The organism is Pseudomonas peradeniyensis (genome assembly GCF_014268935.2).
Lineage (GTDB): Bacteria > Pseudomonadota > Gammaproteobacteria > Pseudomonadales > Pseudomonadaceae > Aquipseudomonas > Aquipseudomonas peradeniyensis.
Genome location: NZ_JABWRJ020000003.1, coordinates 208,704 through 222,483, shown reverse-complemented (window position 1 = coordinate 222,483; position 13,780 = coordinate 208,704). Strand labels below are relative to the sequence as shown.

Below are 13,780 nucleotides of genomic sequence, written 5' to 3'. Positions count from 1 at the left end.
AGCTTGCCCACATAGGATAGCGCCACCACCGGCAGCAGACCGGTCAGCCAGGGCACCCGGAAACTTCCGCGCCCGGCCCAATCAACAACAACAATGGTGATTCTGATGTTTTCCTGTGCCCGCCTTTTCGCAGTACCCCTCCGCCTGCTCCTCGCGCAGCGCCTGACGCGCTGATCCGCCCGAATCGTCCTTCCTTTCGCCGCGCCACGCCTGGAGTACCGCCATGCTGACCTTCCTCGGCTTCGCCATGGTCATCACCTTCATGTACCTGATCATGACCAAGCGCCTGTCGGCCTTGATCGCGCTGATCCTGGTACCGATCCTGTTCGCCCTGTTCGGTGGTTTTTCCGCCAAGATCGGCCCGATGATGCTCGAAGGCATCAGCAAGCTCGCGCCCACCGGCGTGATGCTGATGTTCGCCATTCTCTATTTCGCCCTGATGATCGACTCCGGCCTGTTCGACCCGGCCGTGCGCAGGATCCTCAAGCTGGTCAAGGGCGACCCGCTGAAAGTCTCGGTCGGCACCGCGGTGCTGGCCCTGGTGGTGTCCCTCGACGGTGACGGCGCCACCACCTACATGATCTGCTGCGCCGCCATGCTGCCACTGTACAGCCGCCTGGGCATGAGCCCACGGATCATGGCCGGCCTGATCATCCTCGCCGGCGGGGTGATGAACATGACCCCGTGGGGCGGCCCCACCGCCCGCGCCGCCAGCGCCCTGCACGTGGATCCGTCGGACATCTTCGTGCCGATGATTCCGGCCATGGCCTTCGGCGTGGCGGCGATCCTGGCCATCGCCTACTGGTACGGCAAGCGCGAGCGTGCCCGCCTGGGCGAGCTGCACCTGCCGACCGACGACATCGACCACAGCGAGATCAGCGTGTCGCAGTTCCCGGAGGCCCGTCGTCCGAAACTGATCTGGTTCAACGGCGCCCTGACCGCCGCGCTGATGGTCGCGCTGATCGCCGGCGTGCTGCCGCTGCCGGTGCTGTTCATGATCGCCTTCAGCATCGCCATGATCGTCAACTACCCGTGCCTGCAGCAGCAGAAGGACCGCATCGCCGCCCACGCCTCCAGCGTGCTGGCCGTCAGCGGGCTGATCTTCGCCGCCGGCATCTTCACCGGCATCCTGTCGGGCACCGGCATGGTCGACGCCATGTCCAAGAGCCTGCTGGCGGTGATCCCGGAAGCGTTCGGCCCGTACATGGCGGTGATCACCGCCATCGTCAGCATGCCGTTCACCTTCTTCATGTCCAACGACGCCTTCTACTACGGCGTGCTGCCGGTGCTGTCGGAGTTCGCCAGCCACTACGGCGTCACCCCGGTGGAAATGGCCCGCGCGTCGATCGTCGGACAGCCGGTACACCTGCTCAGCCCGCTGGTACCCTCCACCTACCTGCTGGTGGCCCTGGCCGGCATCGAGTTCGGCGACCACCAGCGCTTCACCCTCAAGTGGGCAGTGCTGGTGTGCCTGTGCATAATGGCCGGCGCGCTGGCGCTGGGGACTTTCCCGCTGTTCAGCAGTCTGTAACACAAGCGCATCATCCAACCGCCAAGCGCCCGAAATCCGGGCGCTTGGCCTTTACCGCTCGAAGGAATACACATGGAATGGCTGACCAGCCCGGAAATCTGGGTTGCCTTTTTCACCCTCACCGCGCTTGAGATCGTGCTCGGGATCGACAACATCATCATGATCTCGATCCTGGTCAGCCGCATGCCCAAGCACATGCAACCGCGCACGCGGATCTTCGGCCTTGCCCTGGCCATGGTCACGCGGATCATGCTGCTGCTGTCGATCACCTGGGTCATGCGCCTGACCGACGACCTGTTCCATGTGCTCGGCCAGGGTATTTCCGGGCGTGACCTGATCCTGTTCTTCGGCGGCCTGTTCCTGCTGTGGAAGAGCTCCCAGGAGATCTACCACGGCCTGGAAGGCGAGGACGAAAGTGCGGACGAGCCGAAAGGCGCGGGCGGCAAGTTCTTCTACACCATTATCCAGATCGCCATCATCGACATCGTGTTCTCCCTGGACTCGGTGATCACCGCGGTGGGCATGGTTTCCCACGTACCGGTGATGATCGCCGCGATCATCGTCGCGGTGCTGGTGATGATGCTCTGCGCCGGCACCATCAGCGACTTCATCGACAAGCACCCGTCGCTGAAGATGCTCGCACTTTCGTTCCTGATCGTCGTCGGTACCGTGCTGATCGCCGAATCTTTCGATGTTCACGTGCCGAAGGGCTACGTCTACTTCGCCATGGCCTTCTCGCTGGCGGTGGAAGCGATCAACATCCGCATGCGCACGGCGCTGGCGCGCAAGAAAGGCAAGGAACACGATCCGGTGAAACTGCGCAAGGACATTCCGGGTCAGTAAGATCAGGAGCGCGGTACAAAAGGGCCCTTCGGGGCCCTTTTCGCATCCACGCCCCCCTGTAGGAGCGGCCTTGTGCCGCGATGGGCTGCGTAGCAGCCCCAATATCTCGACATCATGCAAGATTGTCGGGACCGCCCTGCGGTCCTTTCGCGGCACAAGGCCGCTCCTACAAATCCACCCGTGTTTCAAATATGTTTCACCCATGCCAAGCTGGCGCCAGCCAGGCAAAACAACTAAAGCTTCAGTGAGCACTGAAAAAACCAGCCCACCCCCGGGCCAGGCTCACCGCCGCACCCATTGGCCCCGCACAGGGGCATAGAAGAAAAGGGGGCCCGACCATGCTGACCCTGCTCAACCTGCTCTCCGCCGTGGCGCTGCTGGTGTGGGGCACCCATATCGTGCGGACCGGCATCCTGCGGGTCTACGGCTCGAACCTGCGCCGGGTGCTCGGCCAGAACATGAACAAGCGTCCGCTGGCGTTCATTGCCGGGATCCTGGTCACCGCCATGGTGCAGAGCAGCAACGCCACCGCCATGCTGGTCACCTCGTTCGTCGGCCAGGGCCTGATGGCCATGACCCCGGCCCTGGCGATCATGCTCGGCGCCGATGTGGGCACCGCGCTGATGGCGCGGGTGCTGACCTTCGACCTGTCCTGGCTGTCACCGCTGCTGATCTTCCTCGGGGTGATCTTCTTCCTCTCGCGCAAGCAGACCCGCGCCGGCCAGCTGGGCCGGGTCGGCATCGGCCTGGGCCTGATCATCCTGGCGCTGCAGTTGATCGTCCACGCCGCCGCGCCGATCACCCATGCCCAGGGGGTCAAGGTACTGTTCGCCTCGCTGACCGGCGACATCCTGCTCGACGCCCTGATCGGCGCGCTGTTCGCCATGATCTCCTACTCAAGCCTGGCCGCCGTGCTGCTCACCGCCACCCTGGCCGGTGCCGAGGTGATCAGCCTGCCGGTGGCCATCGGCCTGGTGATCGGCGCCAACATCGGCAGCGGCCTGCTCGCCTTTCTCACCACCAGCCTGCAGAACAGCGCCGGGCGCCGGGTGGCGCTGGGCAGCCTGCTGTACAAGATCGTCGGCCTGTTGCTGATCATCCCGGTCCTGCACCCTCTGGTGGAGTGGATGGACAGCCTGAGCTTCAGCCCGCAGGAGCTGGTGATCGGCTTCCACCTGCTCTACAACACCTTGCGCTGCCTGCTGATGCTGCCGACGGTCAAACCCATGGGCAGGGTGTGCAACTACCTGCTGCCCGAGCGCGACAACGGCAACGGCCACCACCAGCCCCGCCACCTCGACCCGACCGCGCTGAACACCCCCAGCCTGGCGCTGGCCAACGCCGTGCGCGAGACCCTGCGCCTGGGCGATATCGTCGACAGCCTGCTCGAAGCCATGCTCGGCGCCTTGCGCGGCACCCAGACCGCCATGCCGCAGCAGGTGCGGGCCCTGGGCGAGGACGCCGAGGCCCTGTACAACGCCATCAAGCTGTACCTGGCGCAGATGCCCCGCGAGGATCTTGGCGAGCAGGACAACCGGCGCTGGGCGGAGATCATCGAGCTGGCGATCAACCTCAAGCTGGCCAGCGACCTGATCGAGCGCATGCTGCGCAAGGTCCAGCAGCAGAAGACCTCGCAGCGCCGGGAGTTCTCCCAGGTCGGCCTGGAGGAACTGACCGGCCTGCAGGAGCAGCTGCTGGCCAACCTGCGCCTGGGCCTGTCGGTGTTCCTCAGCGCCGACCCGCAAAGCGCGCACCAGCTGCTACGCGAGAAACGCCGCTTCCGCGCCCAGGAGCGGCGCCTGGCCCATGCCCATGTCAGCCGCCTGCAACGAAAAGTGGTGCAGAGTATCGAGACCAGTTCGCTACACTTGGAGCTGATTGCCGACATGAAGCGTTTGAACTCTTTGTTCTGCAGCAGTGCCTATGTGGTACTGGGCGGCACCGACACCGGCGGGCTGATGCTCGACAGCGTGCCGGACGAAGCCCGCCAGCCTTGAGCCCAGACACCCCGGAGACCGAAGCTCGCCTATGCGTTGCCTGTTGTTCGCCTGCCTACTGATCCTCAGCCTGCCCACGCTCGCCCTCGACCGCTCGCGGGTCGAGGGCTACCTGCTGCCCAACGGCCTGCAGGTGATCCTCAAGTCCGGCTACGAGCGCGACCATGTGTCGATCCGCCTGGTGGTCGGCGTGGGCCTGGACGACTTCGACTGCGACCAGCGCGAGCTGCCGCACCTGCTCGAGCACCTGCTGTTCAGCGGGATCGACGAGACGGGCGAGGGCGGCCTGGAAGAGCGCATGCAGGCCCTGGGCGGGGAGTGGAACGCCTTCACCAGCAGCGCCGACACCACCTTCGTCATCGAAGCCCCGGCGCGCAACCAGCGCAAGGTGCTCGACCTGCTACTTGCGATCATTCGCGACACCCGCATCGACGAAAAGGCGCTGGCCACGGCGAAGAAGATCATCGAACGCGAGGATGGCGGCCACTACGGCCGCCTGCAGCGCTGGCTCGACCGCCAGGACATCGGCCACCCGGCCAGCGACCAGCTGGCCACCGAGCTGGGCCTGAAATGCCCCGAGCGCTCCAGCCTCGACGACATGACCCTGGAGCAGGTCCGGCAACTGCGCGAGCACTGGTACGTGGCCAACAACATGTCGCTGATCGTCGTCGGCGGCCTCGACCGCCTGCTGCCGGCCTACCTGGAACGTACCTTCGGCGAGCTGCCGGCCACCGAACCCGGGGAGCGCCGTAACCTGGAAAGCATCAGCCAGCAGGCCGAGCAGCGCCGCGACCTGACCCGCGGCTGGCTGGGCGACAACATCAAGCTGCACTGGCTGTTCATCGAGCCGACGCTGGAGGAGGGCCACGACCAGACCCTCGAGCTGCTCTCGCGTTACCTGGACTGGGCGCTGTACGACCAGTTGCGCCTGCGTCACGGCCTGTCCTATGGCCCATCGGTGCAACGCGAGAGCTTCGGCGACAGCGGGATGCTCAGCCTCAATGCCGACCTCGAGCGCCAGGACCTCGACGAGGCGCTGAAGGTGCTCGGGGAGCTGTTCGACCACCTGCGCAAGCACGGCCTGGACCCGGACACCTTCGCCCGGATCAAGGAGGCGGCGATTGCCCGGGAAAGCTGGACCACCCAGGGCAACGCGGCGCTCGCCGACTATTACTGGGGGGCGCTGAACGCCTACGAGGACGGGCGCTTCACCGATCCGGTGCGCCAGCTGCGCCAGGTCAGCCTCAAGCAGGCCGACGCGGCGCTGCGTGAACTGCTCAAGGAGCCGGGGTACCTGCGCATCGAGAAGCCGTTGCTGGGGTATGACGAACTGTATGGGCTGGTGGCACTGGTGCTGGGGCTGATCCTGGCCGCGGGGCTGATCCGCCGGCGCCGCGTGGTGGCCAATCGCCCCAGTGGTGCTACACGGGAGCCCTGATTCGGCGGTATCCTGTCGGCCAACAGCGTCTGCGTGGGAGCGGGCTTGCCCCGCGATGAGGTCATCGCGGGGCAAGCCCGCTCCCACGACGCCTCGAACACGCCTTTTCCTGTTGTAAACCCATGCCCCCGATCCCCAGTTTCATCCTGCGCATCATCGAGCTGCTCAAACGCTATCCCGGCATCATCGCGCTCTACGGTTTCCTCTCGGGGATCGGCAGTTTCATCCTGGTCGACCGCCAGGCCGGCCTGGCCAGCTGGATCGCCATCGTCATGCTGGTCAGCTGGATCTGGCTGATGCTGGAGAACACCCTCACCGAGCTGTTCGCCCGTACCTTCAAGCGCGAGATCCCGCAGCCGCTGCTGCGCTTCGCGACGCAGATGATCCACCAGGAAAGCCTGTTCTTCGTCCTGCCGTTCTTCTTCATCACCACCACCTGGAACAGCGGCCAACTGATCTTCACCGGCCTGCTCGGCGCCGCCGGGCTGATCTCGATCGTCGACCCGCTGTACCACAAGTGGCTGGCGCCACGCCGCTGGCTGTTCCTCGCGCTGCACACCCTGACGCTGTTCGCCGCGATGCTCACGGCGTTGCCGATCATCCTCCACCTGACCACCGCGCAGAGCTTCAAGCTGGCGCTGATCGCCGCCATGGTGCTGTCGTTCCCGAGCCTGGCCAGCAGCTTCCCGATCAACAACTGGCGCCGCGGCGTGGCCCTGGTGCTGGTGACCCTGGCGGTCGGCGGCGGCGGCTGGCTGCTGCGCTCCTGGGTGCCGCCGGCCACGCTGTGGATGACCGACGTGGCGATCAGCACCGAAGTGCTCAACCGCCAGCCGGGCGCCTCGCTGGACGAAGTGGCCGCCAGCCGCATCCGCAGCGGTGGGCTGTACGCCTATACCGCCATCAACGCGCCCCGTGGCCTGAACGAGCGCATCTACCATGTGTGGCAGCTCGACGGTAAGGAAGTGGACCGTATCGCCCTGGATATCCATGGCGGGCGCAAGGAGGGCTACCGCGCCTGGACCCACAAGCAGAACTTCCCGCCCAATCCGGTGGGCAAGTGGCAGGTGAGGGTGCTGACCGAGGACGGGCAGGTGATTGGTGTGTTGCGCTTCAAGGTGGTGGACGATACTGCTCGCTGAATAATCCTGTAGGAGCGGCCCGCTGCGCTATGATCAGCCTCTATGCCCTCAGTCAGACGCATGGAGCCTATGACCGTCCCGAGCGCCACCCTGGACATCACCGAGCAGCCCTCGCGCTTGCGTATCGTCGGCGACTGGACCCTGGCCCACTACGCCAGCCTCAAGCGCGAGTGCGAGCGCCTGGGCAGCCAGTACGGCGATGACACCCAGGTCGATCTCAGCCAGCTGGGCCGCCTGGACACCGCCGGCGCCTCGCTGCTGGCCGAGTTGCTGGGTTCCGAACGCCTGTCGCGCTGCACCGACGAACTCCCCGATGCCAGCCGCGCGCTGCTGAAGAACGTCTACTGCTCGGTGCAGGACTACTGCATCCCGGTCAAGGAGCCGGAGCAACCGGTGCTGCTCCTGCTGCTGGCACGCATCGGTCGCGCCGTCGACCAGCTGTGGCAGGACACCAACCAGGTGCTGGGCTTCATCGGCCTGATCCTGCAGACCCTGTTCCTGCGCCTGTTCCAGCCGCACCGCTGGCGCGTCACGCCGGTGGTCGCGCACCTCGAGCAGACCGGCCTGGACGCCGCGCCCATCGTCGCCTTGCTGACCTTCCTGGTGGGCGCGGTGGTGGCCTTCCTCGGCGCCACGGTGCTGGCCGACTTCGGCGCGACCATCTTCACCGTCGACCTGGTGGCGTTCTCCTTCCTGCGTGAATTCGCCGTGCTGCTGACCGCCATCCTCATGGCCGGTCGCACCGCTAGCGCGTTCACCGCGCAGATCGGCTCGATGAAGGCCAACGAAGAGATCGACGCCATCCGTACCCTAGGCCTGAACCCCATCGAACTGTTGGTGGTGCCACGGGTGCTGGCGCTGCTGATCGCGCTGCCGCTGCTGACCTTCGTCGCCATGCTCTGCGGCATGATCGGCGGCGCGGTGGTCTGCGCCCTGACCCTGGACATCTCGCCGGCCATGTTCCTCTCGCTGCTGCAAAGCGACATCGGCGTGCAGCACTTCCTGGTGGGCCTGGCCAAGGCACCGTTCTTCGCCTTCCTGATCGCCGCCATCGGTTGCCTGGAAGGCTTCAAGGTCAGCGGCAGCGCCGAGTCGGTGGGCGCCCACACCACCTCGGCCGTGGTGCAATCGATCTTCGTGGTGATCGTGCTGGACGCGGTGGCCGCGCTGTTCTTCATGGAGATGGGCTGGTGACTGAAGCCGTGATCGAAGCCCGCGGCCTGTGCAACCGCTTCGGCAGCCAGAGCGTGCACGAGAACCTCGACCTGGACCTGTACCGCGGCGAGATACTCGCCGTGGTCGGTGGCTCGGGCAGCGGCAAGTCGGTGCTGTTGCGCAGCATCGTCGGCCTGCGCCGGCCCAACGAAGGCACGGTCAGGGTGTTCGGCCAGGACCTGGCCACCCTCGACGAAACCCAGCGCTCGCTGGTCGAGCGCCGCTTCGGCGTGCTGTTCCAGAAAGGCGCGCTGTTCTCGTCACTGACCGTCACCGAGAACGTCGCCCTGCCGCTGATCGAGCATGCCGGGCTGTCACGGGCCGACGCCGAGCACCTGGCCGGGGTCAAGCTGGCCCTGGCCGGGCTGCCGATCAGCGCCGCCGACAAGTACCCGGCGTCGCTGTCCGGCGGCATGATCAAGCGCGCCGCCCTGGCCCGTGCCCTGGCCCTGGACCCGGACATCCTGTTCCTCGACGAGCCCACCGCCGGCCTCGACCCGATCGGCGCCGCCGCCTTCGACCAGTTGATCCTGACCCTGCGCGACGCCCTGGGGCTGTCAGTGTTCCTCATCACCCACGACCTGGACACCCTCTACACCATTACCGACCGGGTGGCGGTGCTGTCGCAGAAGAGGGTGCTGGTGGCAGGGCCCCTGGCCGAGGTCGAGCAGACCGACGACCCCTGGATTCACGAATACTTTCACGGCCCGCGTGGCCGGGCGGCCGAAGACGCCGCCCTGCGCGCCCGCCAGGAGCGCTGAACGATGGAAACCCGAGCTCATCATGTCCTGATCGGCCTGGTCACCGTGCTGGTGGTGGCCGGCGCCATGCTGTTCGGCCTGTGGCTGACCAAGTCCAGCGTCGACGATGCCTTCAAGGACTACGAAGTGGTGTTCAACGAGGCGGTCTCGGGCCTGTCCCGCGGCAGCCCGGTGCAGTACAACGGCATCAAGGTCGGCGACGTCAGCAGCCTGCGCCTGGACCCGAAAGACCCGCGCCGGGTGCTGGCACGGGTGCGCCTGAACGGCGACACGCCGGTCAAGGAAGACACCCAGGCCAAGCTGACCCTGGCCGGGGTGACCGGCAACGCGTTCATCCAGCTTAGCGGCGGCACCCCGCAGAGTCCGGAACTCAAGGGCAGGGACGGCAAGCTGCCGGTGATCGTCGCCTCGCCGTCGCCGATCTCGCGCCTGCTCAATGACAGCAGCGACCTGGTGACCAACATCAACCTGCTGCTGCACAACGCCAACCTGATGTTCTCCGAAAGCAACATCGAGCGCCTGAGCAACACCCTGGCCAACCTGGAGCAGACCACCGGCGCCTTCGCCAGCCAGAAAGGCGGCATCGCCGATGCCATCGAGCAACTGGCCCAGGTCGGCAAGCAGGCCAACGCCACCCTGGCCGAGACCCAGGCGCTGATGCGTAACGCCAACGGCCTGCTCGGCACCCAGGGCAAGCAGGCCATCGGCAGTGCCGAGCAGGCCATGCAGTCGCTGGCCGAAAGCACCGCCACCATCAACAGCCTGCTGCAGGACAACCGCCAGTCCCTGGACGACGGTGCCCAGGGCCTGAACCAGATCGCCCCGGCGATCCGCGAACTGCGTGAGACCCTCAACTCGCTCAAGGGCATCTCCCGGCGCCTGGAAGCCGACCCCAGCGGCTACCTGCTGGGCCGCGACAACAACAAGGAGTTCCAGCCATGATCCCGTCGCTGCGCCTGGCCTTCGCCGCCGCCACGCTGAGCCTGGTTTCGGCCTGTTCGATCCTGCCGCAGAGCGAGCCTGTGGATATCTACCGCCTGCCGGTGAACCAGTCGGCCCGCGCCGCCGCGCCACTGGACTGGTCGCTGCGCCTGAACAAGCCGCTGGCCAGCGAAGCCCTGGCCGGGCCGCGTATCGCGGTGATCCCCCAGGGTGATGTGATCAGCAGTTACAAGGGCGCACGCTGGAGCGACCCGACACCGATGCTGCTGCGCAACCGCCTGCTCGACGGTTTCCAGCGCGATGGCCGGGTGCAGCGCCTGAGCGCCGATGACAGCAACCTGCAGGCCGACTACGAGCTGGGCGGCGAGCTACAGGCCTTCCAGAGCGAATACCGCCCGGGCGGTGCGGTGGAGGTGGTGATCCGCTACGACGCGCGGCTGGTACAGGGCCGCAGCCAGCGCATCCTCGCGAGCAAACGCTTCGAGGTGCGCCAGGCGCTGGGCGAACAGCAGGTGCCGGCGGTGGTCGCCGGCTTCGGCGCGGCCAGCGACCAGCTGACGCGCCAGGTGATCGACTGGACCGTCAGCCAGGCTCAGGCGAAGAACCAGTAGCAGACGAAGATCGCCGCGATCACCCCGGCCAGCTCGGCCAGCAGGGCGCAGCCGACGGCGTGGCGCACGCGCTGGATGCCCACCGCGCCGAAGTACACCGCCAGCACGTAGAAGGTGGTCTCGGTGCTGCCCTGGATGGTCGCCGCCACCAGCGCCGGGAAGCTGTCCACGCCTTGGGTCTGCATGGTCTCGATCAGCATGGCCCGCGCCGCGCTGCCGGAGAACGGCTTGACCAGCGCGGTGGGCAGGCCCTCGACGAAGCGGGTGTCCAGGCCCATCCAGGTCACCGCGTGGCGAATGCCGTCCAGGGCCAGCTCCAGGGCGCCCGAGGCGCGCAGCACGCCAACCGCGACCAGCATCGCAACCAGGTAGGGCAACAGGCTCTTGGCCACGTCGAAGCCCTCTTTGGCGCCCTCGACGAAGGCCTCGTATACCTGAACCCTTCGTAACGCGCCGATCACCAGGAACAGCATGATCACGCCGAACAGCGTCAGGTTGCCGAGGATCGACGACAGGCTGGCCAACGCGGCCGCCGACAGCGTGCCGAGGAAGGCCATGAAACCGCCCAGCAGCAGGGCGCCGGGGATCAGGTAGGCGAGCACCACCGGGTCCCACAGGCGCAGGCGCTGCATCACCGCCACCGACAGCAGGCCGACCAGGGTCGAACAGCTGGTGGCCAGCAGGATCGGCAGGAACACCATGGTCGGATCGGGCGCGCCTTGCTGGGCGCGGTACATGAAGATGGTCACCGGCAGCAGGGTCAGCGACGAGGCGTTGAGCACCAGGAACAGGATCTGCGCGTTGCTTGCCGTGGTGCTGCTGGGATTGAGCTCCTGCAGCGAGCGCATGGCCTTCAGGCCGATGGGCGTGGCGGCGTTGTCCAGGCCCAGGCCGTTGGCGGCGAAGTTCATGGTGATCAGGCCCAGGGCAGGGTGGCCGGGCGGCACTTCCGGCATCAGCCGGGAGAACAGCGGGCCGAGGACCTTGGCCAGCCATTCGACGATGCCGGCCTTCTCGGCGATCTTGAGAAAGCCCAGCCACAGGGTCAGGGTGCCGAACAGCAGGACCATGACCTCCACCGACAGCTTGGCCATGGCAAAGATGCTCTCGACCATCGCGGCGAAGATGCCGGCGTTGCCGCCCACCAGCCATTGGGCCAGGGCGGAGATGGCCGCCACCAGGAAAAAGCCGAGCCAGAGGCCGTTGAGCATCCGTGTGTTCCCCCGTGAAAAATGCCCGAATGATAGCGTATCGGGACAGCTCAGGCGCCATCTCCCACGGTGCGATATTCAGGCAACAAAAAGCCCCGACAAGTCGGGGCTCTTCGTTCAGCTCAGTGGCTTACTGGTTGACGGTCTTGCCCGCCACCACAGCCTCTTTCTTGCCTTTGTCCAGCACCAGCGACTGGTAGTACGCCGCGCCTTTCTCGGCGTCGTACATGCCCTGCCACTTGGCGATGACCACCGCGGCCAGGGCGTTGCCCACCACGTTCAGCGCGGTACGGGCCATGTCCATGATGCGGTCGACACCGGCGATGAAAGCCAGGCCTTCCAGCGGAATGCCCACGCTGCCCAGGGTGGCCAGCAGTACCACGAAGGACACGCCCGGCACGCCGGCGATACCCTTGGAGGTGACCATCAGGGTCAGCACCAGCAGCAGTTGCTGGCTCCAGGACAGGTCGATGCCGTACAGCTGGGCGATAAAGATCGCCGCGATGCTCTGGTACAGGGTCGAACCGTCGAGGTTGAACGAGTAGCCGGTCGGTACCACGAACGAGCAGATCGACTTCGGCGCGCCGTACTTCTCCATCTTCTCGATCACGCGCGGCAGCACGGTCTCGGAGCTGGAGGTGGAGTAGGCGAGGATCAGCTCGTCCTTCATGATGCGCATGATCTTGATGATCGAGAAGCCGAACACGCGCGCCACCAGGCCCAGCACCATGAAGGCGAAGAAGGCGATGGCGAAGTACACCAGCAGCACCAGCTTGGCCAGCGGCAGAAGGGAAGCGAAGCCGAAGTTGGCGACGGTGGCGGCGATCAGGGCGAACACGCCGATCGGGGCGTAGTTCATGATCATGTGGGTGACCTTGAACATGGTCTCCGACACGCCCTGGAAGGTGCGTACCAGCGGCTCGCGCAGGTCGGCGTTGAGGCTCGACAGGCCCATGCCGAACATCACCGAGAAGAAGATGATCGGCAGCATCTCGCCACGCATCAGCGCCGCGAAGATATTCGACGGGATCAGGTTGAGCAGGGTCTCGATGAACGCGTGCTCATGCTGCACCTCGGCCGCGGTGGCCTGGTACTTGGAGATGTCGACGGTGCCCAGGGTGCTCATGTCGATGCCGGCGCCCGGGTGGAACACGTTGGCCAGGACCAGGCCGACGACGATGGCGATGGTGGTCACCACCTCGAAGTAGATAATGGTCTTCAGGCCGATGCTGCCCAGTTTCTTCGCGTCGCCAACCCCGGCGATGCCCACGATCAGCGACGAAATCACGATCGGGACGACGATCATCTTGATCAGGCGAATGAAGATGTCACCGGCCGGCTGGAGGACGTTGCTGATCCACCATGCCTTTTCTGCACTGAAATGATTCAGTAGCGCGCCGACTGCAACGCCCAGCAACAGACCGATGACGATCTGCCAGGCGAGGCTCAGTTTTGCCTTCTTCATGTCATTACCCTTTGTTGTAGTGGTCACGGGTAGCGGCCGAAAAGGCCCATGCCAGAGCGGCTAAAAGCCATTCCGGTCGCGCCTGGTCAATCCGACAACCCACTTGTAAGGACACCGCGAGCGAGCATTGCTGGCGCTCGGGCCGAGGAAAAAGGCGGCAACTATTGCGATGCGGGGAGGGGCAGTCTAATGCCGGAAACGACTACCCTATGCCGAATCGGCATGAGACCGAGAGCCGAAATCGGACATCGTCAAGCCCTTGATTTTCAACGTTCGGATTTCCGAACAAGACCAAAGTGCCAATTTTAGGCCGATTTGACGGTAGGACAGAAAGGTGTGAGATGGCGTGTTCGACAATCCGAATGGCTGAAATGCCACGCGAGCTGACCTGTCGGACAGGCAAAAAAATTTAGATATACGGTAGCGACAAAATGTGTCTGAAGTAAAAAGTCGCTCGTATTAAAGGAAGGAGTCTTACAGGCGCTTCGGAAGCCAGATCGGTCACATCGTCCTGTTCGGACCCAACCGACCTGCAACTTCCGATGCCACCCTCTCCTGACCCGGCCCATGACGGAGGCACTCCCTGTACCCCTAGGCCACTGCGACCCTGCAACAGTCAGAGCG

The 13,780-nt window shown here is 65.4% G+C and carries 11 protein-coding genes; 9 read left to right on the top strand and 2 right to left on the bottom strand.

Going from position 1 to position 13,780, the window contains the following annotated elements; all coding sequences use genetic code 11:
* The first annotated feature begins 223 nt into the window (after positions 1-223).
* The 9 genes from HU751_RS15890 to HU751_RS15850 all read left to right on the top strand — a co-directional run bounded on the left by HU751_RS15890 (position 224) and on the right by HU751_RS15850 (position 10,480).
* Complete coding sequence (locus HU751_RS15890; RefSeq protein ID WP_050703222.1) at positions 224-1,531, top strand: CitMHS family transporter; 1,308 nt, start codon at positions 224-226, stop codon at positions 1,529-1,531.
* A gap of 72 nt (positions 1,532-1,603) precedes the next feature.
* Entirely contained in the window at positions 1,604-2,374 is a 771-nt protein-coding gene (locus tag HU751_RS15885) for a TerC family protein (RefSeq protein WP_062572391.1), read from the top strand.
* A 338-nt stretch (positions 2,375-2,712) separates the two neighbouring features.
* Positions 2,713-4,371: a Na/Pi cotransporter family protein gene (locus tag HU751_RS15880; RefSeq protein WP_050703220.1), complete on the top strand. Its 1,659-nt coding sequence runs from the start codon at positions 2,713-2,715 to the stop codon at positions 4,369-4,371.
* Positions 4,372-4,402: 31 nt separating this feature from the next.
* Complete coding sequence (locus HU751_RS15875; protein WP_186732097.1) at positions 4,403-5,809, top strand: M16 family metallopeptidase; 1,407 nt, start codon at positions 4,403-4,405, stop codon at positions 5,807-5,809.
* A gap of 122 nt (positions 5,810-5,931) precedes the next feature.
* Entirely contained in the window at positions 5,932-6,951 is a 1,020-nt protein-coding gene (locus tag HU751_RS15870) for a DUF5924 family protein (RefSeq protein WP_186732098.1), read from the top strand.
* A 60-nt stretch (positions 6,952-7,011) separates the two neighbouring features.
* Entirely contained in the window at positions 7,012-8,145 is a 1,134-nt protein-coding gene (locus tag HU751_RS15865; protein ID WP_186732211.1) for an ABC transporter permease, read from the top strand.
* On the top strand, positions 8,142-8,927 hold the full coding sequence (locus HU751_RS15860; RefSeq protein ID WP_367616962.1) for an ABC transporter ATP-binding protein: 786 nt from the start codon (positions 8,142-8,144) through the stop codon (positions 8,925-8,927). Before HU751_RS15865 ends, HU751_RS15860 begins: the two co-directional genes overlap by 4 nt.
* A 3-nt stretch (positions 8,928-8,930) precedes the next feature.
* Positions 8,931-9,869 carry an MlaD family protein gene (locus tag HU751_RS15855; RefSeq protein ID WP_186732099.1) on the top strand — a complete coding sequence of 313 codons (939 nt, stop codon included), beginning with the start codon at positions 8,931-8,933 and terminating at the stop codon, positions 9,867-9,869.
* Positions 9,866-10,480, top strand: coding sequence for an ABC-type transport auxiliary lipoprotein family protein (locus HU751_RS15850; RefSeq protein WP_186732100.1), 615 nt, complete (start codon positions 9,866-9,868; stop codon positions 10,478-10,480). Before HU751_RS15855 ends, HU751_RS15850 begins: the two co-directional genes overlap by 4 nt.
* On the opposite strand, the gene HU751_RS15845 is transcribed toward HU751_RS15850, so the two are convergent.
* Both HU751_RS15845 and gltP read right to left on the bottom strand, forming a co-directional pair.
* Complete coding sequence (locus HU751_RS15845) at positions 10,462-11,691, bottom strand: nucleoside recognition domain-containing protein (RefSeq protein ID WP_186732101.1); 1,230 nt, start codon at positions 11,689-11,691, stop codon at positions 10,462-10,464. The genes HU751_RS15850 and HU751_RS15845 overlap by 19 nt on opposite strands.
* A gap of 130 nt (positions 11,692-11,821) precedes the next feature.
* On the bottom strand, positions 11,822-13,156 hold the full coding sequence (gene gltP / locus HU751_RS15840) for a glutamate/aspartate:proton symporter GltP (protein WP_186732102.1): 1,335 nt from the start codon (positions 13,154-13,156) through the stop codon (positions 11,822-11,824).
* Positions 13,157-13,780: the final 624 nt, after the last annotated feature.

Bases quoted from the DNA above. Each gene is read 5' to 3' on its own strand.
- HU751_RS15890 (WP_050703222.1), top strand. From the start codon at position 224: ATGCTGACCTTCCTCGGCTTCGCCATGGTCATCACCTTCATGTACCTG.
- HU751_RS15885 (WP_062572391.1), top strand. From the start codon at position 1,604: ATGGAATGGCTGACCAGCCCGGAAATCTGGGTTGCCTTTTTCACCCTC.
- HU751_RS15880 (WP_050703220.1), top strand. From the start codon at position 2,713: ATGCTGACCCTGCTCAACCTGCTCTCCGCCGTGGCGCTGCTGGTGTGG.
- HU751_RS15875 (WP_186732097.1), top strand. From the start codon at position 4,403: ATGCGTTGCCTGTTGTTCGCCTGCCTACTGATCCTCAGCCTGCCCACG.
- HU751_RS15870 (WP_186732098.1), top strand. From the start codon at position 5,932: ATGCCCCCGATCCCCAGTTTCATCCTGCGCATCATCGAGCTGCTCAAA.
- HU751_RS15865 (WP_186732211.1), top strand. From the start codon at position 7,012: ATGGAGCCTATGACCGTCCCGAGCGCCACCCTGGACATCACCGAGCAG.
- HU751_RS15855 (WP_186732099.1), top strand. From the start codon at position 8,931: ATGGAAACCCGAGCTCATCATGTCCTGATCGGCCTGGTCACCGTGCTG.
- HU751_RS15850 (WP_186732100.1), top strand. From the start codon at position 9,866: ATGATCCCGTCGCTGCGCCTGGCCTTCGCCGCCGCCACGCTGAGCCTG.
- HU751_RS15845 (WP_186732101.1), bottom strand. From the start codon at position 11,691: ATGCTCAACGGCCTCTGGCTCGGCTTTTTCCTGGTGGCGGCCATCTCC.
- gltP (WP_186732102.1), bottom strand. From the start codon at position 13,156: ATGAAGAAGGCAAAACTGAGCCTCGCCTGGCAGATCGTCATCGGTCTG.